Raw genomic sequence first — 23195 nt, 5'->3', positions numbered from 1 at the left:
GGGTAATGGTCATGAGTACAGAAGATCCACGGTTTGCCGGCATCGCCCGTTTATATGGCATCGAAGGCCTGGCGCGCCTGCGGGCGGCCCATGTGGCAATTGTCGGGGTGGGCGGTGTCGGCTCCTGGGCGGCGGAAGCCATCGCCCGTTGCGGCGTGGGCGAGATCTCGCTATTCGACCTGGACGATGTTTGCGTCAGCAACGCCAACCGTCAGTTGCACGCACTGGACAGCACCGTCGGCAAGCCCAAGGTCGAGGTCATGGCCGAGCGGCTGCGCGGGATCAACCCCGATTGCACGGTGCATGCGGTGGCCGACTTTGTCACCCGCGACACCATGGCCGAATACATCACACCGAACATTGACTGCGTGATCGACTGCATCGACAGCGTCAACGCCAAGGCTGCGCTGATCGCCTGGTGCAAGCGCCGCAAGATCCAGATCATCACCACCGGTGGCGCGGGCGGGCAGATCGACCCGACGCTGATCCAGGTCTGCGACTTGAACCGCACGTTCAACGATCCACTGGCCTCCAAGGTACGTTCCACCTTGCGCCGCGACTACGGCTTTTCCCGCACCGTGACCCGCCACTACAGCGTGCCTTGCGTGTTCTCCACCGAACAACTGCGCTACCCGAAACCGGACGGCAGCATTTGCCTGCAGAAAAGTTTTGTCGGCGACGGCGTCAAGCTCGACTGCGCCGGTGGGTTTGGCGCGGTGATGATGGTCACGGCGACGTTTGGCATGGTCGCGGCGACCAAGGCTGTGGATAAGATTGTGGCCGGAGTGCGGCGACCGGCTGACAGGGTCAAGCCTGGGCAGTGAGCGCTTTTGTGGCGAGGGAGCTTGCTCCCGCTGGGCCGCGAAGCGGCCCCCCATTGGCGGCGTCAATCATGCTGAATCCAAGGCGGCTGCTTCGCAGCCGAGCGGGAGCAAGCTCCCTCGCCACAATCATTGGCGGGTCAACTCAAACATCCGCTTCAACACCGCATTCAAGCCATTGCTACGGGACGGCGACAGCTGCCGCGACAATCCCAACCGGTTGAACCAATCTGGTAGATCCACCTGCTGCAACGCCTCGGCGGACAACCCGTTGACCCGCGCCAGCAGCAACGCCACCAGCCCACGGATCAACCGCGCATCGCTGCTGGCGGAAAACTGCCAGTGCCCGTCGTGCAAGCGACCCACCAACCACACCTGGCTTTCACAGCCGTGAACAAGGTTGGCTTCGCACTTGTCCTCGTCGCTCAGGGGCGGCAAACGCTCGCCCCATTGCATCAGCAGCCGGGCCCGTTGTTCCCAACCTGACGCGTCCTGGAAAATCTGCAGCGCTGTGGCAGCCTCGGCGGGCAGGTTCATCGCAACATCTCCAAGGCCTGGTCGAGGGCGTCGAAGAAGCGTTCGATGTCGGCGGAGTCGTTGTACAGCGCCAGCGACACGCGGATCGCCCCGGACAGTTTCAGGTGCTTGAACAGCGGCATGGCGCAGTGATGCCCGGCGCGCACGGCGATGCCTTGCTCGGTCAGCAGGTGGGCCAAGTCGGCGTTGTGGATGCCTTCGACCACGAAGCTGACCAAGGCCAGGCGCGGGTTGCCCACCAGGCGCACGCCGTTGCGGGCCCGCAGGCCATGGAGCAGGTAGTCGTGCAGCGCCGCCTCGTGGTCGATGACCGCCTGCGGATCGAGGTCGGACAGGTAACCCAGGGTTGCCCCCAGCCCGATCACGCTGGCAATTGGCGGCGTGCCGGCTTCGAAGCCCAGCGGCGCCGGGCGGAAGGTGGCGCTGTGGTAATCGGCCTGTTGCACCATTTCGCCGCCGAATTGCCAATGACGCAGGTTGCCAAGGGCTTCGGTGCGGCCAAACAGCACGCCCAGCCCGTCGGGGCCGTAAAGTTTGTGGCTGGAAAACACATAAAAGTCGCAGCCCAGTGCCTCCACGTCATGGCGACCATGGACCACGCCTTGGGCGCCGTCGATCACCGTCAAGGCGCCTTGGGCCTTGGCCAGCGCCAGCAGCGCCGGCACTGGCTGCCAGGCCCCCAGCACATTGGATAACTGGCTCACCGCCAGCAAGCGCGTACGCGGGCCGATCAGTTCGGCGGCGGCGCCAGGGTCGATCACCCCGTCGGCGTCCAGTGGCAACACCACCAGGGTCAACGAACGACGCTCGGCCAATTGCTGCCACGGCAGCAGGTTGGCGTGGTGTTCCAGGGCGCTGATGACGATCTCGTCGCCCGGGTTGAACAAATGTTCCAGGCCATAGGCCAGCAGATTCAGCGCAGACGTCGCCCCGTGGGTGAAGACGACTTGCCCGCAGCTTCCGGCATTGAGCCATTGCGAAGCCTTTAGGCGGCTGTCCTCGAACGCCTGGGTGGCATGGGCCCCCGGCAAATGTTGCGCACGGTGCACGTTGGCCGCGCCGTTGGCGTAGTAATGCGTCAGGGCGTCCAGCAGTGCTTGAGGTTTTTGCGTGGTGGCGGCGCTGTCCAGGTAGGTCTGGCCTTGCCGTTGCAGGGCGGCGATGGCCGGGAAGTCGGTGCGCCAGGGGGAGGGAATCAACATGCTTTCGGGCCCTGCTGGAATGACGCCGGACCCTGTGGGAGCGGGCTTTTTTTGTGGGAGCCAAGCTTGCTCGCGATGGCAGCGACACGGTTCAACTGCAAGACCGCGTCATCGTTCATCGCGAGCAAGCTCAGCTCCCACAAAGGCTCGCTCCCACAGGTGGTGGTGTGACGCTTAGTTGTGAGCGTGCAGTGCTTCGTTCAGCTCGATGGCCGACTTGTGCGTCTTGCATTCCACCGCGCCGGTCTCGGAATTGCGGCGGAACAACAGGTCGGGCTGGCCAGCCAAGTCGCGGGCCTTGACCACTTTGACCAGTTGGTTGTTTTCGTCCAGCAGCTTCACTTTGGTGCCGGCGGTCACATACAGGCCCGACTCCACGGTGTTGCGGTCGCCCAGCGGGATACCGATGCCGGCGTTGGCGCCGATCAGGCAGCCTTCGCCGACCTTGATCACGATGTTGCCGCCGCCCGACAGGGTGCCCATGGTGGAGCAACCGCCGCCCAGGTCCGAGCCCTTGCCGACGAACACACCCGCCGATACGCGGCCTTCGATCATGCCCGGGCCTTCGGTGCCGGCGTTGAAGTTAACGAAACCTTCGTGCATCACGGTGGTGCCTTCGCCCACGTAGGCGCCCAGGCGGATCCGCGCGGCATCGGCGATACGCACGCCGGCCGGGACCACGTAGTCGGTCATTTTCGGGAACTTGTCCACCGAGAACACTTCCAGCAGTTCGCCACGCAGGCGGGCTTCGAGCTGGTGCTCGGCCAGTTCGGCCAGGTCGATCGCGCCTTGGCTGGTCCAGGCCACGTTCGGCAGCAGCGGGAAGATGCCAGCCAGGTTCAGGCCGTGGGGCTTGACCAGGCGATGGGACAGCAGGTGCAGCTTGAGGTAGGCCTCAGGGGTGGAGCTCAGTTGGGCATCTTCGGCCAGCAGGGTGGCGACCAGCGGCTTGTGGCTTTCAGCCAGACGGGTCAGCAGGGCAGCCTGTGCGGCATCGACGCCCTTGAGGGCTTCAGCCAGTTGCGAGGCCTGGGTGGTGGTGAAGGTGATGGCCTGGTTGCCTTCGCTGTAGCCGAGGATCGGCGCGATGGCCTTGATGATGTCAGCCGACGGGTTGAGCAATGGCTGTGCGTAGAACACTTCCAGCCAGGCGCCTTGACGGTTTTGAGTGCCGACACCGAAGGCCAGGCTGAACAGGGTAGTGGACATGAAATTACCTCTACAAAATGGACTGGGCAGGTTTACTTGATTTCTGCCGCATAGATATCTGGCTTGAAGCCAATCAGGGTTCGGTCACCGAGATCGAGCACCGGGCGCTTGATCATCGAGGGTTGGGCGAGCATCAGTTCGATGGCTTTCGTCTGGTCGAGATCGGCTTTGCGTTCGTCGTCGAGTTTGCGAAAGGTCGTACCGGCACGGTTCAACACCACTTGCCAGCCATGCTCGTTGCACCATTGGGTCAGGTGCTCACGGTCGATGCCGGCGGTCTTGTAATCGTGAAAGTCGTAGCGTACAGCGTGCTCATCGAGCCAGGTACGCGCTTTTTTCATCGTATCGCAGGCTTTGATGCCGAAAAGCTGTAAGTGCTTGTTTTCCTTGGGCATGAATGCTCCCCCAAAACGTTCCCGGTATCGTCCTGAAAATCAGCGGACGATTATGCCACGTCGTTCCTTTCAGTGCCTTGACTGTCGCGACGGATCGGACGAGGCGGAACCGATAGGAAAGAGGTGACCACACAGCACAGGTAAACCCGGCACTTTTTTTCGCACATGAGACCCGCCCATGGATTCCATCTCCCTGACACCGCCCCATCCACTGACGCTTCAGACTGAAGAGACGCTCCCGTCCCATTCAACGACATCGACTACCGGGACCGCTGCATCCATCCCGATCGGCCCTGTCACGGCTGCACAGGACCTGGCAAATCGGACTGGTGCAATCAAGGCCCAGCTCACCCGGGTATTCGAGCCGCATATAAACGGTGCCAATCGCGAGGCCTTCGAAGCACTGATCGACGATCGTTCACGTACCTTGGCCAATGACGGGGAAACCGCGGAAAGCGTCGATGCCGTGCTGACCAAAGGCTCGCGGCTGGATCGCGCGGCCCATGACACCGTTGGATTCCTTCGTTCGGTTCCCTTCGGCGCGGCGTCCATCGCGCTGGACTTCGCCCCGGCGGTGACCGGCAATGGCTCGATTACCGCGCCGTTGGCGCTGTCGGCGATTGCCGGCCTGGTCAGCAGCGCCGCCGACACGGTCGGCAATGGCCTGATCAAGCGCGCCACCAGCGACACCCAGTGGCTGGTGGCCGAAAATGCCGATCTGGAGCCGGTCATGCAGGAAGCCGCCCAGGCGGTGAAGCCGAGCCTGACGACTCAGGCTATTGAAGGCAGCCTGACTTTCCAGACCTTCTCCGCGCGAAACGTGTTGCGCACGGTCATCCAACCCGTCGTGACGAAGACCGTTGATGCGCAAACGGGCAGCAAGGTGGACTCTGTGATAGCTGCCGTCGGTTCTCCGCTTTCAGGCATGGCTGCCTATGACCTGCAACATTCCATCGATAAATCGAAACACCGGATTGGCCCGGAATACCTGTTGGGGCGTCAAGACTGGCATCAGCGTTACAAAGACCTCAAGAATTATGGCGTAGGGAGTGCTGCGATGGGCATTGCGAAGCGAGTCGGCAGCCTGCCGCTGGACGCGATGCGTGATGGCAGCAAATCGTTGCAAGCCTTGGTTACGCCGACAGGTTTGGTCAGTGGTCTCGGAGCGTTGGCCGGTGGTATTACTGCGATCGGTATGGCGCAGACCGCCGCTGTCAACGCAGCCAGGAGCGCCGGGATTTCGCCTGCGGGTGTTGCGGCGGCTGGTAAGGCGACGGTTACGGCCACGATGGCCCCGGTGCTCGCCGCCTGGGTGACAACGGGAGTGATGACCCAGCCGTTGGCGGACAAGGCCTCTGCCGCATTGGACAGGCTATCCGCCGGTCCCGCTCATCCAGATGAGCTGCAGGGAATGTTGCCCTTGGTCGAAATGTCGACGGCCGAACAGATCGGGGAAGATAGCGACAATGAGGGTGACGACGTCGATTTTGTCTCGGCCCGCTCAACGCTCAGTGCCGCTGAGCGAGCTGTTTAGCTTCCGATAATCCGCGGTCGCTCCTGCCGCGTGGAGGTCAGGAGCGGCCAAGGGACGACTGCGCATTGATGCCGCTGAGGTGCGACCAATGTGCAACGGCAACGGTTCACCTTGGCAGTTAATATGGCACTTCACCGGCCAGCGGTTGCCGCAGATGTATATGGCTGTCATTGGAAGTCCGTTATGCAAAGCGCCTATACCGTCCTGATCCTGTTGATGCTGGTGGGCGTTTCGCGCCTGCTCGGACGGTTGGTCCCATTACCGTTGCCCCTGGTGCAGATCGGCGCGGGTGCGCTGCTGGCCTGGCCGTCCCTGGGCTTGCACGTGGCCCTCGATCCCGAACTGTTCCTGTTTCTCTTCCTGCCACCGTTGCTGTTCTCCGATGGCTGGCGCATGCCCAAGCGTGAGTTGTGGCGCCTGCGAGGGCCGATCCTGACGTTGGCGGTGGGCCTGGTGTTGTTCACGGTGGTGGGCGCCGGCTATTTCATTCATTGGCTGCTGCCGAGTATCCCGCTGCCGGTGGCCTTCGCCCTGGCGGCTGTCCTGTCACCGACCGACGCCGTGGCGGTCTCGGCGATTGCCCGGGACCGTTTGCCCGGGCCGCTGATGCACATGCTCCAGGGCGAGGCGCTGATGAACGATGCGTCGGGCCTGGTGACCTTCAAGTTCGCCTTGGCGGCGGCTATCACCGGGGTATTTTCCCTGGCGGGCGCGAGCCTGACATTCGTGCTGGTGGCGGTTGGCGGCCTGTTGGTCGGCGTGGCCTTGAGCTGGTTGTTGGGGCGGCTGCGGGCCTGGATGATTGCCCGGGGCTGGGACGACCCGGCTACCCATGTGGTGTTCATGTTGCTGCTGCCGTTCGCGGCCTATGTGCTGGCTGAGCGCTTGGGCGCCTCGGGGATTCTCTCGGCGGTGGCAGCGGGGATGATGCAGAGCTGGCTCGACCTGCTGCCGCGCCAGACCGGCACGCGGCTGCTCAATCGCAGTGTCTGGTCGCTGTTGGAGTTTGCCTTCAATGGCTTGATCTTCCTGCTGCTGGGCTTGCAACTGCCGGACATCATCAAGGCGGTGACCAGCCACGAGACGACGCTGTGGCCAACGCTGTTCTACCGCTGCGTGGAGGTGGTGGCGATTTTCCTGGTGTTGCTGGTGCTGCGGTTTGTCTGGGTGCAAAGCATCTGGCGTCTGTCGGGGCTGTTGCGACGCTGGCGTGGCAAGGGTGAGCTGATCCTGGTGCCGAACGCACGTTCCTGCTGGCTGTTGACCTTCGGCGGGGTGCGCGGTGCGGTGACGCTGGCGGGCGTGCTATCGGTGCCATTGCTGTTGAGCGCCGGAGAGGCCTTTCCCGAGCGGGACTTGCTGATCTTCATTGCTGCCGGTGTGATTCTGTTGTCGTTGATCGCGGCGTGCATCGCCTTGCCATTGTTGCTACGGGGCATCGAGAGGAGCCCCGATGACAAACGTCGCACCGAGGTCCGCGATGCTTGGCGCAAGACCGCTGAAGCGGCGATCCATGCGCTGGAAGTGGAGGAACCGACCGAGCCTGCCAGTACGCCGGATGCCGCCCAGGCGGCGCTGGCGGCCGAGGTCAAGGCGCGGTTGATGTCCGAGTATCGTCATCAGTTGGACGTGTTCAACGACTCCGCCGAAGCCCAGGCGCTGGCACTCGAGATGGACCTGCTGGAGCGCCGGCTGCGCCTGAAGGCTTTTCGGGCGCAGCGGCTGGAGTTATATCGTCTGAGTCGTCATCACCAAATTGGCGATGATGTGCTGCGTGAGGTGCTGGGGGAGTTGGATCTGGCGGAGGCGAATTTGGGGTTGGGGAAATAGAGGCCATTGCGCAAAGCTAATTGTGGCGAGGGAGCTTGCTCCCGCTGGGGCGCGAAGCGCACCCAAAAACTGACAGCCCGGTATGTCAGGTAAATTGAGTTGACCGCTTTGGGGCCGCTGCGCAGCCCAGCGGGAGCAAGCTCCCTCGCCACAGGGATGGTGGTCTGTCAGACGCACCGAAGTTTCCGACAAGTTTTTAAGGTTGTCCGTCGGAAGCGAGGGCTCTAGCCTTTGGGTGTCGCTGCCAAATCAGCGATCGGACGTGAGAATCCGATTTCCCCTAGTAGGCGCGCAGGCGCCGACCATATAAAGTGCAGGCGCTTTTCGTCTGGGCATTGTGTTATGGCGGCCGTGCGCGGGCATGCTTCGGCATGGCCGGGCTTCTAGGGACTCGGATTCTCACCCCGCGTACGGCTGCCACCCTCCAGTCCGTGAGAAGACTCGGTGGCGGCTTCTAATTCCCCTAGGAGCAATGACATGATCAAAGAGACACCGAATCCTCCAAAGCCAGCCTCCACGTTCCCCTACGGCGACTACGCCCCCGAAAAGCTGCAAGAAGCCGCTGATCGTGCGCTGGATCATTACCTCAAGCCTGACGATAGCGAGTCAGCCCCCAAGCCCTCGGCGCAGATGTTCACGGTGGTGGACAGTGTCGATACCGAAGCCTTATTGGCCAACCTCAGCGAAACCCTGGCTTCGGCCAATGCGATGCTCAGCGACCTGGCGTTTGACCTGGACGGCTCGCGGCGGCATGTAGCATTGGGAGTGGCGCAGATGATCGAGTTGGGGACGTTGTTGGCGAACAAGGCTTTGGATCGGGTAGAGCTGCGGACTTGATGCAATAAGCGCCGGCCTCATCGCGAGCAAGCTCGCTCCCACAGGGGATTTGTGTCGTTCACAAATATGCCAATCGACACCAAGCCCCTGTGGCGAGGGAGCTTGCTCCCGCTGGGGCGCGAAGCGCCCCCAAAACCTGACAACCCTGTGTGTCAGGTAAATTGAGTGGACTGCTTTGGGGCCGCTTCGCAGCCCAGCGGGGATAAATCCCCTCGCCACAACAGCATTTATGCGTGAGCCTCTTCCTGCTCAGGCACCAACCGTACTTCCACCCTCTGACCCAGCGCACGCGCCGCGCTGGCAAGCGTTGCCAGCGTCATTCCTGCATCGTTCTGATCCAGCGCACGATCAACAGCGGTGCGACTGGTGTGCATCCGTTGTGCCAAGGCCTTTTTGGTCACTTTCTGAAGCTTCATGGCTTCGGCAATCTGCCAGGCAATAACGCGTTTGAGCGCAGCGGCGGAAACTTCTTCGGCGATGCCTTGCTCGGCGAGGAAATCGTCAAAATCCGATCCAATATGCTTGTTCATTTGCGGTACCTCATAATCTTGCTTTGCGCTGCTTGGCGGTTGCCATGTCGGTGGCTGGCGTTTTTTGACTTTTCTTGATGAAACCGTGGAGTAGAACCATATCGGAGCCCACCACGGTGAAGAGAACACGGGCAATGGTATCTCCAAGGTCAATCCTGACCTCCCACAGCCCGGTGTCCAGTTTGCGAACCACCGGCATACCTATTGGCCAACCAATCTGAACAGTCTTGATGTCGGTCCCGATCATCCGTCTGTGCTCGCGAGGCAGGTCAGTCAACCATTCGCGAACGGGTTCATTCCCAGCGTCTGTGCGGAAAAAACGTACGTTCAGTATTGGGGCAATATCAACCATGAATGAAGTGTACCGAAATAGGTGCATTGCGCAACCCAGGCATCACTGAGGATTTGTACAGGGGGAGGTGGTGGTCGGTACGGATGTTGCTGTTGGGGCCGCTGCGCAGCCCAGCGGGAGCAAGCTCCCTCGCCACAACAGCGGTCCACTTCAGTCCGATACAGCCATCAACCCCGACGCTGGATAAACGCGCGAATCCGCTCCGCCGCTTCCACGCATTCAGCTAGCGGCGCGACCAGGGCCATGCGCACGCGCCCGGCACCCGGGTTGACGCCATCCACTTCGCGGGACAGGTAGGAACCCGGCACCACGGTCACGTGTTCCTGTTCGAACAGGTCGCGGCAGAACGCTGCATCATCGCCGGCCACGTTTGGCCACAGGTAGAAACTGCCATCGGGACGTTGCACGTCCAGCACCGGGCTGAGGATTTCCAGCACGGCGTCGAATTTTTCCCGGTACAGCGCACGGTTGGCCCGTACATGGACTTCATCGTTCCACGCCGCGATGCTCGCCAGTTGGGTCTGAACCGGCATGGCGCAGCCGTGGTATGTGCGGTACAGCAGGAAACCCTTGAGGATGTCCGCGTCGCCAGCGACGAAACCGGAGCGCAAGCCTGGCAGGTTGGAGCGTTTGGACAGGCTGTGGAACACCACGCAGCGCTTGAAATCCTTGCGACCGAGTTCGACGCAGGCGCTGAGCAGCCCCGGCGGCGGGGTCTGTTCGTCGAAGTACAGTTCGCTGTAGCACTCGTCCGCCGCGATGACAAAGTCATGTTCGTCAGCCAGGGCGATGAGTTTTTTCAGCACGTCCACCGGGATCAGCGCGCCGGTCGGGTTGCCAGGGGAGCACAGGAACAGGATCTGGCAGCGCTTCCAGATGTCGGGTGAGACGGCATCGAAATCCGGATTGAAGCCGTTTTCGTCCAGGCACGGCAGGTAGTGCGGCTTGGCCCCGGCCAGGAACGCCGCGCCTTCGTAGATCTGGTAGAACGGGTTTGGGCTGACCACCAGGGCATCGTCGCCACGGTTGACCACGGTCTGGGTGAAGGCGAACAAGGCTTCACGGGTGCCATTGACCGGCAGCACGTGGCGCGCCGGGTCTAGCCAGCCGTTCGGCACGTTGAAGCGACGCTCGCACCAACCAGTGATGGCCTCACGCAATTCCGGGATGCCGAGGGTGGTCGGGTACACGGCCATTTTTTCCAGATTGCTGGCCAGGGCTTCAGCCACGAAGCTGGGCGAGCGATGCTTGGGTTCGCCGATGGACAGGGCGATCGGGCGCTTGTCCGGGCTGGGCGTGACGCTGCCAAGCAAGGCGCGGAGCTTTTCGAACGGGTAGGGCTGCAACTGGTTCAAAGCGTTGTTCATCAAGGGCCTCGTTCAATGTGGGAGCGAGCAAGCCCGCTCCCACAGGGGGAATTTGTTCGTTCAGATGCTGATTCGTGTCATGTGAGCATCGGGTTCCTGGTTGACGCTCAAATGCTGCACGATCGCTTCCTGCAAGCGGCTGCACAGCTGCGGATCGGACAGCGGCTGGTTATGTGCGTCGGTGATGAAGAAGACGTCTTCCACCCGTTCGCCGAGGGTGGCGATCTTCGCGTTTTGCAGCGACAGGTCGAACTCCAGGAAAATATGGCCGATTCGCGCCAGCAGGCCCGGGCGGTCCGGGGCGCTGAGTTCCAGGACGGTGACCTGGCGCTGGGCGTCGTTGTGGATCGTCACCTGTGGGGCAAACGCAAAATGCTTGAGCTGGCGCGGCACCCGGCGCTGGATGATGGTCGGGTAGTCCGCCGGGTTGCGCAGGGCTTCGGTCAGGCCATCGCGAATCTGCTTGACCCGCGCCGGGTTGTCGCCAATCGAGTCGCCGTCGGTGTCGAGCACGATGTAGGTGTCGAGGGTGAACTGGCTGCTCGAGGTAATGACCCGGGCGTCATGGATGTTGAGGTTGAGCTGGTCCATCGCTGCCACGGTCACGGCGAAGAAGTCGTGCTGGTCCGGGGCGTAGATGAAGATCTGCGTGCCGCCCTCGAACTCGCGCTGGGTGGTTTCCTTGATCAGCACCAGCGGCCCGCCATCGGCCGGTTGCTGCAGGATCGCATCGCTGTGCCAGGCCACGTCGCCGGCGGTATGGCGCAGGAAGTAGTCATCGCCCAATTGCGACCAGAGCTGCTCGACGTCGTCCGGGTCGGTGCCACCGCGCACCAGGATGTCCAGGGCTGCGCTTTGGGTGCGACGGATCTGCTCTTCGCGATCCACGGGGTTTTCCAGGCCGCGGCGCAAGGCGCGCTTGGTCTCGGTGTAGAGCTGGCGCAACAGGCTGGCGCGCCAGGAGTTCCACAGGCTTGGGTTGGTGGCGTTGATGTCGGCCACAGTCAGCACGTAGAGATAGTCCAGGCGCGTTTCATCGCCGACGATCTGGGCGAAGTCGTGGATCACCTGCGGGTCGGACAAATCCTTGCGCTGGGCGGTGGTGGACATCATCAGGTGGTTCTGCACCAGCCAGACGATCAGTCGGCTGTCCCACAGCGGCAGTTGATGGCGCTGGCAGAAAGCCTCGGCATCCACCGCGCCAATCTCGGAGTGATCGCCTTGACGACCCTTGCCGATGTCGTGATACAGCCCTGCCATGTAGATCAGTTCGGGCTTGGGCAACTTGGCCATGAGCTTGCTGGCCAGCGGGAATTTCTCCGACACCTGGGTGTACTGGAGCTTACGCAGGTGCTTGATCAGGTTCAGGGTGTGGGCATCGACCGTATAGATGTGGAACAGGTCGTGCTGCATTTGCCCAACGATGAAACCGAACTCCGGCAGATAACGCCCGAGAATCCCGTAGCGGTTCATGCGCCGCAGGTTGCGATGCACGCCGATCTTGCACTTGAACAACTCGATGAACAGGCTGGTGTTGCGGATGTCGTGACGGAAATCTTCATCGATCAGGTGACGGTTTTCCCGCAGCAAGCGAATGGTGTCGGCGCGTACACCCTTGATTTCCGGTTGCTGGGCCATGAGCACGAAGATTTCCAGCATGGCGAACGGCGTGCGACGGAATACATTGGCGTTGCGCGCCTCGATGTAGCCGTCGTGCAGTTGGAAACGTGAATTGATCGGCTGCGGCGGTTCTTCGTCTTCGGGGGCGAGGATGACTTCCTCGAAGTGCTGGATGATCAGTTCGCTGAGTTGGGCGATGCTCATCACCACGCGGTAGTACTGCTGCATGAAGTTTTCGATGGATTGCTTGGCATCCTGCCCTTCGAAACCCAACAGGCTGGCGATGGAGCGCTGATGGTCGAACAGCAGGCGATCTTCGGCGCGCCCGGCCAGCATGTGCAGGGCGTAGCGGACCTTCCACAGGAATTCCTGGGACGAGGCCAGCAAGGCGTTTTCGCTTTCCACCAGGAAACCTTCACCGGCCAGGGCGCGCAGGTTCAGCGTGCCGTACTGGCGCCGGGCGACCCATAGGATCGTCTGGATGTCCCGCAGCCCGCCGGGCGAGCCCTTGACGTTGGGCTCCAGGTTGTATTCGGTGTCGTTGTACTTGTGGTGGCGGGCCTTCTGCTCGGCGCGCTTGGCCAGGAAAAAGTCCTTGCTCGGCCACATGTGCGCCGTGCTGGTGACGTCGAGCATGCGCTGGCGCAGGCGCTCGGGGCCGGCGATGGTGCGGCTTTCCATCAGGTTGGTGATCACCGTCAGGTCGGCGCGGGCCTCCTCGGCGCATTCCTGCACCGAGCGCACGCTCTGGCCGACCTCCAGGCCGATGTCCCACAGCAGTGTCAGGAACCGCTCGATGGAATCGCGGAAAACCTCATGGTCGGCGCTGTCCAGCAAAATCAGCAGGTCGATGTCGGAGTAGGGGTGCAGCTCGCCGCGCCCGTAGCCGCCGACCGCCACCAGGGCGATGTCGGCATCCTCGCTCCAGTTGAACTGTTCCCAGGCTTTTTGCAGGATGTTATCGACGAACCAGGCACGGTCCTCGATCAGCCGCCGAATGTCCCGGCCGTTGCGAAAGCGCTGGTCGAGCACTTCGTGGGCCTGGCGGATCGCCTTCTTGAACGCCGCGATGGGGCTTGCCTTCAGGGCCAGTTCAGCCTGGAACTGGCCGCGGTCGAAGAGTTCGGGATCCACCTGCGGCATTGAATGACTTTCCTTTCTATCTATCTATAGGCTGGGTTCGGATCAGGCGGAAACGCGAGGGATGGTGTCATCGCTGCGCAGGGTAAAGATCTCGTATCCGGTCTCGGTGACCAGCAAGGTGTGTTCCCACTGGGCCGACAGCTTGCGATCCTTGGTGATGGCAGTCCAGCCGTCGCCCAGCACCTTGGTATCGGCGCGTCCCTGGTTGATCATCGGCTCGATGGTGAAGGTCATGCCCGCCTGCAGTTCCATGCCGGTGCCGGCACGGCCGTAGTGCAGGATCTGCGGTTCTTCGTGGAACACCTTGCCGATGCCATGGCCGCAGAATTCGCGTACCACCGAGAAGCCGTTTTTCTGCGCGTGCTTCTGGATCACTTCGCCGATGTCCCCCAGGCGGCAGCCCGGCTTCACCAGTTCGATGGCCATGTACATGCATTCCTGGGTGACCTTGGACAGGCGCTCGGCCCACTCCGGCACGTTGCCGACATGGAACATGCGGCTGGTGTCGCCGTGAAAGCCGTCCTTGATGACGGTGACGTCGATGTTCAGGGTGTCGCCATCCTTCAACGGTTTTTCGTTGGGGATGCCGTGGCAGACCACGTGGTTGATCGAGGTGCAGATCGACTTCGGGAAGCCTTTGTAGTTGAGCGGGGCCGGGATGGCTTTCTGCTCGTTGACGATGTAGTCATGGCAGATGCGGTCCAGCTCTTCGGTGGTCACGCCAGGCTTGACGTAGTCGGCGATCATCTCCAGCACATCGGCGGCGAGTTTGCCGGCGACACGCATTTTGGCGATGTCCTCGGGAGTCTTGAGGGTAACGGTCATACAGGCTCTCTCTGCGCCCGACGGCGCTGTTCAAAACGAAATGGGCGGCGGATGGGGATCCGGGCGGCCCTGAAAACGCGATTCTAACAGACGATCAGTACAATGAGCTCTCCAGGCTGGAACTCTGTGGTGAGGGGATTTATCCCCGTTGGGCTGCGCAGCAGCCCCAAATCAGGCAGCATGGTGTATCAAGTCGATTGAATCGCCTGGTATGGGGCCGCTACGCGTCCCAGCGGGGATAAATCCCCTCGCCACAAGAGGTTTTCAGATTCCATGTTCCGTTTTCGCCCTTGCTGTGGTATAAAATGCGCCGCTTTCCGGGGATGACCCCGCAAGCTTAAATCCACACACGTGTCGACACGATGACCTGGGTGCCTTTGGCTTATATAGCCGCTGGTTGGTCATTGGGATACGTGGAGGCCAAACCCGACTTATCAAGGAACTATCATGTCCCAAGTCAACATGCGCGATATGCTGAAGGCCGGTGTGCACTTCGGTCACCAGACCCGTTACTGGAACCCGAAAATGGGCAAGTACATTTTCGGCGCGCGTAACAAGATCCACATCATCAACCTTGAAAAAACCCTGCCGATGTTCAACGAAGCACTGACCTTCGTAGAGCGCCTGGCCCAGGGCAAAAACAAGATTCTGTTCGTCGGCACCAAGCGTTCCGCTGGCAAGATCGTTGCTGAAGAAGCAGCACGTTGCGGTTCGCCGTACGTCGATCACCGCTGGTTGGGCGGCATGCTGACCAACTTCAAGACCATTCGCGCTTCCATCAAGCGTCTGCGTGACCTTGAAGTCCAGTCCGAAGACGGTACTTTCGCCAAGCTGACCAAGAAAGAAGCGCTGATGCGCACTCGTGATCTTGAGAAGCTGGACCGCTCCCTGGGCGGTATCAAGGACATGGGCGGTCTGCCTGACGCGCTGTTCGTGATCGACGTTGACCACGAGCGCATCGCGATCACCGAAGCCAACAAGCTGGGTATCCCGGTCATCGGCGTTGTCGATACCAACAGCAGCCCGGAAGGCGTTGACTACATCATCCCAGGCAACGATGACGCCATCCGCGCCATCCAGCTGTACATGGGTTCGATGGCTGACGCTGTTATCCGTGGTCGCAACAACGTGAATGGCGGCACCGAAGTCTTCGCTGAAGAAGCTCCGGCAGCAGCCGCTGAGTAATTGACGCCCTGGCGTTGACTCAGTAAGCAAAAAGGGGGCTTGGCCCCCTTTTTGCCACCTCGAAAACCATTTGCCGCCAGCGCAGTGATCTGTTTGTAACCTGCCGTGGCCTATAAGCAGTGGTTTTCCAGGAAGAATTGATCGCCCGTTCGATCGGGTGGAATGGTTGAAAACCTATCCAAGAGGATTTTGAAATGGCAGAGATTACTGCAGCGTTGGTCAAAGAACTGCGCGAGCGTACCGGCGAAGGCATGATGGACTGCAAGAAAGCCTTGACCAAGGCTGGCGGCGACATCGAAAAAGCCATTGATGACATGCGTGCTTCGGGCGCCATCAAGGCTGCCAAGAAAGCGGGCAACGTTGCCGCTGAAGGCGCCATCGCCATCAAGGACGACGGCAAGGCTGCCGTTCTGCTGGAAGTTAACTCCCAGACCGACTTCCTGGCCCTGCAGGATGACTTCAAGGCATTCGTCGCTGCCAGCGTCGAAAAAGCCTTCGCTGACAAACTGACCGACGCAGCTCCGCTGATCGAAGCTCAGGAAGAAGCGCGCCTGGTCCTGGTTGGCAAGACCGGCGAAAACGTCAACATCCGCCGTCTGGTTCGTGTTGAAGGTGACGTGGTCGGTACCTACCTGCACGGCAACAAGATCGGTGTTGCGGTTGTCCTGAAGGGCGGCGATACCGAGCTGGCGAAAGACATCGCCATGCACGTTGCTGCAACCAACCCTGAGTTCCTGCTGCCTTCGGACGTTTCGGCTGAAGCGATCGAGCGCGAGAAGGGCGTTTTCCTACAGCTGAACGAAGAAAAGCTGAAAGGCAAGCCTGCTGAAATCGCAGAAAAAATGGTCAGCGGCCGTATCTCCAAGTTCCTGGCCGAAGCCAGCCTGGTTGAGCAGGCTTTCGTCAAGAACCCGGAAGTCAAGGTCGGCGACCTGGCGAAGAAAGCCGGTGCTGAAATCGTTTCGTTCACCTACTTCAAAGTGGGCGACGGCATCGAGAAGCCGGTCGACAACTTCGCTGAAGAAGTTGCTGCCCAGGTAGCTGCTGCCAGCAAGCAATAAGACGGTTTTTACAACTGTCGCCCTGAAGAGGCTGCCCGCTTAACGCGCGCAGCCTCTTTTTGGATGGGGATGCCGATTTTTATTGGTTTCCTGTCGGAACTGGCTTACAAAGCCGTGTTCCGATGGCGCTGTGTCAGCGTCAGACTAGAGTAGACGCAGGCTGCAAACAGCCTGCAAAGAATTTTCGAAAATACGCCGCAGGAGAGATTCGCAATGGCTCAGCAGGGCAGTGGTTATCAGGCTCGCTATAAACGCATTCTACTCAAGCTTAGCGGCGAGGCCCTGATGGGCTCGGAAGAGTTCGGGATCGATCCGAAAGTGCTGGATCGCATGGCCCTGGAAGTCGGCCAACTGGTCGGGATCGGCGTTCAGGTCGGTCTGGTCATCGGCGGCGGCAACCTGTTTCGCGGCGCGGCGCTGAGCGCGGCCGGCATGGACCGGGTCACGGGCGACCACATGGGCATGCTGGCTACTGTGATGAACGCCCTGGCTATGCGTGACGCGCTGGAGCGTGCCAATATCTCGGCCATCGTGATGTCGGCCATTTCCATGGTTGGCGTAACCGATCACTACGACCGCCGCAAAGCCATGCGCCACCTCAACTCCAAGGAAGTGGTGATTTTTGCCGCCGGTACCGGTAATCCGTTCTTCACCACGGATTCGGCCGCCTGCCTGCGAGCGATCGAGATCGATGCCGATGTCGTGCTCAAGGCAACCAAGGTCGATGGCGTCTATACCGCTGACCCGTTCAAGGACCCGCATGCCGAGAAGTTCGATCATCTGACCTACGATGAAGTGCTGGATCGCAAGCTGGGGGTAATGGATCTGACGGCTATCTGTCTCTGCCGCGACCACAAGATGCCGCTGCGTGTCTTTAACATGAACAAGCCCGGTGCCCTGCTGAATATCGTCCATGGCGGCGCCGAAGGAACACTGATCGAGGAAGTTCAACAATGATCAACGAAATCAAGAAAGACGCTGAACAGCGCATGCAGAAATCCCTGGAGTCCCTGGCGCACAACTTCGGTCGCATCCGCACCGGCCAGGCGCACCCGAGCATCCTTGAGGGCGTGATGGTGCCGTACTACGGCTCCGATACCCCGATCAAGCAAGTGGCCAACATCACAGTCAAGGATGCGCGTACCCTGCAGGTCGTGGCCTTTGAGCGCAACATGCTGGCCGCGGTCGACAAGGCCATCGGCAGTGCCGGTCTGAACCTGAACCCGACCAACCTGGGTGAGCTGCTGCTGATCTCCATGCCGGCCCTGACCGAAGAGACCCGCAAGGGCTTCACCAAACAGGCCCGTGACGTGGCTGAAGACGCCCGTGTTGCCGTGCGCAACATCCGTCGTGATGCCAACAGCCAGCTCAAGGACCTGGTCAAGGAAAAGGAAATCAGCGAAGACGAAGAGCGTCGTGCCACTGGCGAGATCGACGACCTGACCAAGAAGTACGTGGCTAAGATCGACGCGGATTTGGCGCAGAAAGAAAAAGACCTGATGGCCGTATAAGGGTCTCGTTTTCATGGAAAAGACCAAGCAGGCCGTGCCGTTCGCGGTGCCGCGCCACGTGGCGATCATCATGGACGGCAATAACCGCTGGGCCAAGAAACGCTTTATGCCTGGCGTCGCCGGGCACAAGGCGGGTGTCGATGCGGTGCGTGCGGTCATCGAGGTGTGCGCCGAGGCAGGGGTCGAGGTGCTGACCCTGTTCGCCTTCTCCAGTGAGAACTGGCAGCGTCCGGCCGATGAAGTCAGTGCCTTGATGGACCTGTTCCTCAAGGCCCTGCGTCGTGAGGCCAAGCGCCTCAACGATAACAAGATCAGCCTGCGGATCATCGGTGATCGCTCGCGCTTCCATCCTGAATTGCAGGCTGCGATGCGCGAAGCCGAGGCAGCGACTGCGGGCGCCGATCGGTTTGTCCTGCAGATTGCCGCCAACTATGGTGGACAGTGGGACATTGCCCAGGCTGCCCAGCGGCTGGCGCGGGAAGTCCAGGCCGGGCACCTGCGCCCGGAAGACATCACGCCGGAACTGTTGCAGACCTGCCTGGCGACCGGCGACCTGCCGTTGCCGGACCTGTGCATCCGTACCGGTGGCGAGCATCGCATCAGCAACTTCCTGCTCTGGCAGTTGGCGTATGCCGAGTTGTACTTCTCCGACCTGTTCTGGCCGGACTTCAAACACGAAGCCATGCGCACCGCACTGGCCGATTTCGCTTCCCGTCAGCGTCGCTTCGGTAAAACGAGCGAGCAGATCGAAGCTGGAGCCCGGGTTTAATGCTCAAACAACGAATCATCACTGCCTTGATCCTGTTGCCCATCGCCCTGGGCGGTTTCTTCCTGCTCGAAGGCGCCAGTTTTGCGCTGTTCATCGGGCTGGTCGTGACCCTGGGGGCGTGGGAATGGGCGCGGCTGGCGGGTTTTCCTGCGCAGTCGGCGCGCGTGGCCTACGCAGCGGCCGTGGCGGCCATGCTGTTCATCATGTACGTGATGCCCGGGCTCGCGCCTTGGGTGTTGGGTGCCGCGGTGCTGTGGTGGGCGACAGCGACCTTCCTGGTCCTGACCTACCCGCAGACTACCCATCATTGGGCCAATGCGGCGACCAAGCTGGTGATCGGCCTGTTGATTCTGCTGCCGGCCTGGCAAGGGCTGATCTGGATCAAGCAAGACCCGCTGGGCAACTGGCAGATCATGGCCGTGATGGTGTTGGTCTGGGGTGCCGACGTCGGCGCCTATTTTTCCGGCAAGGCCTTCGGCAAGCGCAAGCTGGCGCCGAAGGTCAGTCCTGGCAAGAGCTGGGAAGGGGTCTATGGTGGCCTGGCCTTGAGCCTGGTGATCACCACTGTGGTCGGCTTCGTGCGGGACTGGACGGTCGCGCAGCTGCTGATGGGCCTTATGGGGGCCGCCTTGATCGTATTTGTGTCTGTGGTCGGCGACCTGACCGAAAGCATGTTCAAGCGTCAGTCGGGAATCAAGGACAGCAGTAACCTGCTGCCCGGTCACGGTGGCGTGCTGGATCGCATCGACAGTCTTACCGCCGCGATTCCGATCTTTGCCGTGCTGTTGTGGATGGCGGCGTCGTGAGTCGCCCCCAGCAGATCACTGTCCTCGGTGCGACCGGTTCGATCGGCCTGAGTACGCTTGACGTCATCGGCCGGCACCCGCAGCGTTACCAGGTGTTCGCCCTCAGTGGTTTCACGCGCATGAGTGAATTGCTGGCCTTGTGCATACGCCACACGCCGCGGTTTGCCGTGGTGCCTGAGGCCGCTGTGGCGCGGGCGCTGCAGGACGATCTGCGCGCAGCCGGCCTGCAAACTCGCGTGCTGGTGGGGGAGGAAGGGCTCTGCCAAGTGGCTTCCGACCCGGAAGTCGACGCCGTGATGGCGGCAATCGTCGGTGCGGCGGGCTTGCGTCCGACGCTGGCGGCGGTGGAAGCAGGCAAGAAGATCCTGCTGGCCAATAAAGAAGCGCTGGTGATGTCCGGCGCGCTGTTCATGCAGGCTGTGCGCAAAAGCGGTTCGGTGTTGCTGCCTATCGACAGCGAGCACAATGCGATTTTTCAATGCATGCCGCAGGATTTTTCCCGTGGCCTCGGCGCGGTGGGTGTCCGGCGGATTTTGCTGACAGCCTCCGGTGGCCCGTTCCGGCAGACGCCGCTGGAAGAATTGGTGCATGTTTCACCCGAGCAGGCCTGTGCCCACCCGAACTGGTCCATGGGGCGCAAGATTTCCGTGGATTCGGCCAGCATGATGAACAAGGGGTTGGAGCTGATCGAGGCCTGCTGGCTGTTCGATGCCAAGCCGTCCCAGGTCGAGGTGGTGATTCATCCCCAGAGCGTGATTCATTCCCTGGTGGACTATGTCGATGGTTCGGTGCTGGCCCAGTTGGGCAATCCGGACATGCGCACCCCGATCGCCAATGCCCTGGCCTGGCCGGAGCGTATCGATTCGGGTGTTGCGCCGCTGGACCTGTTCGCCATCGCTCGCCTGGATTTCCAGGCGCCCGATGAGCAGCGTTTCCCCTGCCTGCGCCTGGCGCGCCAGGCGGCCGAGGCGGGTGGCAGCGCGCCGGCCATGCTTAATGCCGCCAATGAAGTGGCGGTTGCAGCGTTTCTCGATGGACGTGTCCGTTACCTCGAGATCGCGAGTATCATCGAGGAAGTCTTGAGTCTCGAGGCCGTGGTTTCGGTCGATGACCTCGACACGGTATTTACGGCGGATGCCAGGGCTCGTGAATTGGCGGGCCAATGGCTGCAGCGCCACGGGCGTTGAAGCTGCGATACGTTAGCCAGGGTTGCCCTGGACAGGATTGCGGAGAAAACAGATGAGCGCGCTCTATATGATTGTCGGCACCCTGGTTGCCTTGGGGGTGTTGGTCACATTTCACGAATTCGGTCATTTCTGGGTCGCGCGGCGCTGTGGCGTCAAGGTCCTGCGTTTTTCCGTGGGCTTTGGCATGCCCTTGCTGCGCTGGCACGACAAGAAAGGCACCGAGTTCGTCGTGGCGGCCATCCCGCTGGGCGGCTACGTCAAGATGCTCGATGAGCGAGAAGGTGAAGTCCCGGCAGACCAGCTCGATCAATCCTTCAATCGCAAGACCGTCCGTCAGCGTATTGCCATCGTCGCCGCGGGGCCGATCGCCAACTTCCTGCTGGCCATGGTGTTTTTCTGGGGCCTGGCCATGCTGGGCAGCGAGCAGGTGCGTCCGGTCATCGGTGCGGTGGAGTCGGGTAGCGTTGCCGCCCGTGCCGGGTTGGGCGTCGGGCAGGAAATCGTCGCTATCGACGGCGAGCCGACCTCGGGCTGGGCGGCGGTCAATCTGCAACTGGTGCGTCGCCTGGGTGAGAGCGGTTCGTTGCAATTGATGGTGCGTGAGCAGGGCTCCACGGTGGATTCGCCTCGCGAACTGACCTTGGACAACTGGCTCAAGGGCGCCGACGAGCCCGATCCGATCCGGTCCCTGGGGATCCGGCCATGGCGTCCGGCGATGCCACCGATACTCGCCGAACTCGATCCGAAAGGCCCGGCCCAGGCTGCTGGCCTGAAGACCGGCGATCGGTTGCTGGCCCTCGACGGCCAGCCGGTCAGCGACTGGCAACAGGTGGTCGATTCGGTTCGTGTACGTCCTGATACCAAAATTGTGCTGCGCATCGAGCGCGACGGTGCTCCAATCGATGTCCCGGTGACCCTGGCCGCCCGTGGCGAGAGCAAGGCACCGAGCGGTTACCTGGGGGCGGGCGTCAAGGCGGTCGACTGGCCACCGGAAATGATTCGCGAGGTCAGTTTCGGCCCGGTGGCGGCGATTGGCGAGGGTGCGCGTCGTACCTGGACCATGAGCGTCCTGACGCTGGACTCGCTCAAGAAAATGTTGTTCGGCGAGCTCTCGGTAAAAAACTTGAGTGGACCGATAACCATTGCTAAAGTGGCGGGCGCTTCTGCCCAGTCGGGCGTCGCTGATTTCCTGAATTTCCTTGCTTATCTGAGCATTAGCCTGGGGGTTCTGAATTTGCTGCCCATCCCGGTACTGGATGGGGGGCATCTGCTGTTTTATCTGATCGAGTGGGCGCGTGGTCGTCCCTTGTCGGATCGGGTGCAAGGTTGGGGGATACAGATCGGTATCAGCTTGGTGGTCGGGGTCATGTTGCTTGCCCTCGTCAACGATCTGGGTCGTCTGTAACGCTTCGCTGAATTGCGAATCTGCCGCATTTTGCGGCAGTTTGTTTATTGCCAGTTGGAATAAGAAAGGACTTCATGAAACGTCTGCTGCTAACTGCGGTTCTCACCGTACTGATGATCGCCGAAGTTCACGCCGAGTCCTTCACTATCTCTGATATTCGCGTCAATGGCCTCCAGCGGGTCTCCGCGGGTAGCGTCTTTGGTGCCTTGCCGTTGAACGTCGGCGAGCAGGCGGATGATCGGCGCCTGGTGGAATCCACGCGTGCGCTGTTCAAGACCGGCTTCTTTCAAGATATCCAACTGGGCCGTGACGGCAATGTCCTGGTCATCACCGTTGTCGAGCGCCCGTCGGTCGCCAGTATCGAGATCGAAGGCAACAAGGCGATCTCCACTGAAGACCTGATGAAAGGCCTCAAGCAATCCGGCCTGGCCGAAGGCGAGATCTTCCAGCGTGCCACCCTCGAAGGTGTACGCAACGAACTGCAACGCCAGTACGTTGCCCAGGGTCGCTACTCGGCCACCGTCGACACCGAAGTGGTGCCGCAACCGCGCAACCGCGTCGGCCTGAAGGTCAATATCAACGAAGGCACCGTGGCAGCCATCCAGCACATCAACGTGGTGGGCAACACGGTTTTCCCTGACGAAGACCTGATCGACCTGTTCGAACTCAAGACCACCAACTGGCTGTCGTTCTTCAAGAACGACGACAAGTACGCCCGTGAAAAACTCTCCGGTGACCTGGAGCGCCTGCGTTCCTACTACCTGGACCGCGGCTACATCAACATGGACATCGCCTCGACCCAGGTGTCCATCACCCCGGACAAGAAGCACGTCTACATTACCGTCAACGTCAACGAAGGCGAGAAATACACCGTTCGTGACGTCAAGCTCAGCGGCGACCTGAAAGTGCCTGAAGACCAGGTCAAGTCGTTGCTGCTGGTGCAGAAGGGCCAGGTGTTCTCGCGCAAGCTGATGACCACCACCTCCGAGCTGATCACCCGCCGCCTGGGTAACGAGGGTTACACCTTCGCCAACGTCAACGGCGTGCCACAGCCGCATGATGAAGACCA

At 61.2% G+C, this 23195-nt stretch carries 22 protein-coding genes; 13 read left to right on the top strand and 9 right to left on the bottom strand.

Features of this window, described 5'->3' with window-relative positions; genetic code table 11:
• Positions 1 to 5 precede the first annotated feature (5 nt).
• Complete coding sequence (tcdA, locus tag BLO97_RS29100; protein ID WP_063322775.1) at positions 6 to 824, top strand: tRNA cyclic N6-threonylcarbamoyladenosine(37) synthase TcdA; 819 nt, start codon at positions 6 to 8, stop codon at positions 822 to 824.
• Between the two features lie 126 nt (positions 825 to 950).
• Here the strand turns inward: tcdA and BLO97_RS29095 are convergent, their stop codons facing one another.
• The 4 genes from BLO97_RS29095 to BLO97_RS29080 all read right to left on the bottom strand — a co-directional run bounded on the left by BLO97_RS29095 (position 951) and on the right by BLO97_RS29080 (position 4164).
• Positions 951 to 1358, bottom strand: coding sequence for a SufE family protein (locus BLO97_RS29095; protein WP_092144041.1), 408 nt, complete (start codon positions 1356 to 1358; stop codon positions 951 to 953).
• Positions 1355 to 2560, bottom strand: coding sequence for an aminotransferase class V-fold PLP-dependent enzyme (locus BLO97_RS29090; RefSeq protein WP_092349582.1), 1206 nt, complete (start codon positions 2558 to 2560; stop codon positions 1355 to 1357). The genes BLO97_RS29095 and BLO97_RS29090 overlap by 4 nt, the downstream gene beginning before the upstream one ends.
• 174 nt (positions 2561 to 2734) lie before the next feature.
• Positions 2735 to 3769, bottom strand: a complete 1035-nt coding sequence (gene dapD, locus BLO97_RS29085) for a 2,3,4,5-tetrahydropyridine-2,6-dicarboxylate N-succinyltransferase (RefSeq protein WP_063322772.1) — start codon at positions 3767 to 3769, stop codon at positions 2735 to 2737.
• A 32-nt stretch (positions 3770 to 3801) separates the two neighbouring features.
• The gene (locus tag BLO97_RS29080; protein WP_063322771.1) at positions 3802 to 4164 is read right to left on the bottom strand and encodes an ArsC family reductase; all 363 of its coding nucleotides are present in this window, start codon (positions 4162 to 4164) and stop codon (positions 3802 to 3804) included.
• A gap of 178 nt (positions 4165 to 4342) precedes the next feature.
• On the opposite strand from BLO97_RS29080, the gene BLO97_RS29075 reads away from it, so the two are divergent.
• From BLO97_RS29075 to BLO97_RS29065, 3 genes are all read left to right on the top strand, one after another.
• Positions 4343 to 5698 (top strand): type III effector protein RopAA, encoded by a 1356-nt coding sequence (locus BLO97_RS29075; protein WP_092223255.1) that lies wholly within the window; start codon positions 4343 to 4345, stop codon positions 5696 to 5698.
• Positions 5699 to 5881: 183 nt separating this feature from the next.
• Positions 5882 to 7528 carry a Na+/H+ antiporter gene (locus tag BLO97_RS29070; protein WP_092349579.1) on the top strand — a complete coding sequence of 549 codons (1647 nt, stop codon included), beginning with the start codon at positions 5882 to 5884 and terminating at the stop codon, positions 7526 to 7528.
• Between the two features lie 477 nt (positions 7529 to 8005).
• Positions 8006 to 8365, top strand: coding sequence for a DUF6124 family protein (locus tag BLO97_RS29065; RefSeq protein ID WP_092144053.1), 360 nt, complete (start codon positions 8006 to 8008; stop codon positions 8363 to 8365).
• Between the two features lie 227 nt (positions 8366 to 8592).
• On the opposite strand, the gene BLO97_RS29060 is transcribed toward BLO97_RS29065, so the two are convergent.
• The 5 genes from BLO97_RS29060 to map all read right to left on the bottom strand — a co-directional run bounded on the left by BLO97_RS29060 (position 8593) and on the right by map (position 14202).
• A complete protein-coding gene (locus BLO97_RS29060) occupies positions 8593 to 8895 on the bottom strand; it encodes an XRE family transcriptional regulator (RefSeq protein WP_057448352.1) in 303 nt (100 codons plus the stop codon).
• Between the two features lie 10 nt (positions 8896 to 8905).
• The gene (locus BLO97_RS29055; RefSeq protein WP_170862084.1) at positions 8906 to 9247 is read right to left on the bottom strand and encodes a type II toxin-antitoxin system RelE/ParE family toxin; all 342 of its coding nucleotides are present in this window, start codon (positions 9245 to 9247) and stop codon (positions 8906 to 8908) included.
• Positions 9248 to 9414: 167 nt separating this feature from the next.
• Positions 9415 to 10614: a succinyldiaminopimelate transaminase gene (dapC, locus tag BLO97_RS29050; RefSeq protein ID WP_092349576.1), complete on the bottom strand. Its 1200-nt coding sequence runs from the start codon at positions 10612 to 10614 to the stop codon at positions 9415 to 9417.
• A 60-nt stretch (positions 10615 to 10674) separates the two neighbouring features.
• Positions 10675 to 13377: a [protein-PII] uridylyltransferase gene (locus BLO97_RS29045; protein WP_092349573.1), complete on the bottom strand. Its 2703-nt coding sequence runs from the start codon at positions 13375 to 13377 to the stop codon at positions 10675 to 10677.
• A 42-nt stretch (positions 13378 to 13419) separates the two neighbouring features.
• Positions 13420 to 14202 carry a type I methionyl aminopeptidase gene (map, locus tag BLO97_RS29040; RefSeq protein ID WP_057448350.1) on the bottom strand — a complete coding sequence of 261 codons (783 nt, stop codon included), beginning with the start codon at positions 14200 to 14202 and terminating at the stop codon, positions 13420 to 13422.
• Between the two features lie 447 nt (positions 14203 to 14649).
• On the opposite strand from map, the gene rpsB reads away from it, so the two are divergent.
• The 9 genes from rpsB to bamA all read left to right on the top strand — a co-directional run.
• Positions 14650 to 15387 carry a 30S ribosomal protein S2 gene (gene rpsB / locus BLO97_RS29035; protein ID WP_003198231.1) on the top strand — a complete coding sequence of 246 codons (738 nt, stop codon included), beginning with the start codon at positions 14650 to 14652 and terminating at the stop codon, positions 15385 to 15387.
• Between the two features lie 194 nt (positions 15388 to 15581).
• Positions 15582 to 16448 carry a translation elongation factor Ts gene (tsf, locus tag BLO97_RS29030; protein ID WP_092144062.1) on the top strand — a complete coding sequence of 289 codons (867 nt, stop codon included), beginning with the start codon at positions 15582 to 15584 and terminating at the stop codon, positions 16446 to 16448.
• A gap of 213 nt (positions 16449 to 16661) precedes the next feature.
• The gene (gene pyrH, locus BLO97_RS29025; protein WP_003198235.1) at positions 16662 to 17405 is read left to right on the top strand and encodes a UMP kinase; all 744 of its coding nucleotides are present in this window, start codon (positions 16662 to 16664) and stop codon (positions 17403 to 17405) included.
• Positions 17402 to 17959, top strand: coding sequence for a ribosome recycling factor (gene frr / locus BLO97_RS29020; protein ID WP_063322765.1), 558 nt, complete (start codon positions 17402 to 17404; stop codon positions 17957 to 17959). The genes pyrH and frr overlap by 4 nt, the downstream gene beginning before the upstream one ends.
• Before the next feature lie 13 nt (positions 17960 to 17972).
• Positions 17973 to 18728 carry a polyprenyl diphosphate synthase gene (gene uppS / locus BLO97_RS29015; RefSeq protein WP_092349570.1) on the top strand — a complete coding sequence of 252 codons (756 nt, stop codon included), beginning with the start codon at positions 17973 to 17975 and terminating at the stop codon, positions 18726 to 18728.
• A complete protein-coding gene (locus BLO97_RS29010; RefSeq protein WP_063322763.1) occupies positions 18728 to 19534 on the top strand; it encodes a phosphatidate cytidylyltransferase in 807 nt (268 codons plus the stop codon). The genes uppS and BLO97_RS29010 overlap by 1 nt, the downstream gene beginning before the upstream one ends.
• A complete protein-coding gene (gene ispC, locus BLO97_RS29005; protein ID WP_092349567.1) occupies positions 19531 to 20721 on the top strand; it encodes a 1-deoxy-D-xylulose-5-phosphate reductoisomerase in 1191 nt (396 codons plus the stop codon). The genes BLO97_RS29010 and ispC overlap by 4 nt, the downstream gene beginning before the upstream one ends.
• 52 nt (positions 20722 to 20773) lie before the next feature.
• Positions 20774 to 22126 carry an RIP metalloprotease RseP gene (rseP, locus tag BLO97_RS29000; protein ID WP_092144065.1) on the top strand — a complete coding sequence of 451 codons (1353 nt, stop codon included), beginning with the start codon at positions 20774 to 20776 and terminating at the stop codon, positions 22124 to 22126.
• Between the two features lie 74 nt (positions 22127 to 22200).
• On the top strand, positions 22201 to 23195 hold a 995-nt coding region (gene bamA / locus BLO97_RS28995), incomplete at its 3' end, for an outer membrane protein assembly factor BamA (RefSeq protein ID WP_092349564.1).

The sequence above is a fragment of the Pseudomonas sp. NFACC05-1 genome, from assembly GCF_900100135.1.
Lineage (GTDB): Bacteria > Pseudomonadota > Gammaproteobacteria > Pseudomonadales > Pseudomonadaceae > Aquipseudomonas > Aquipseudomonas fluorescens_Q.
This window is presented reverse-complemented; position numbering and strand designations above follow the sequence as displayed.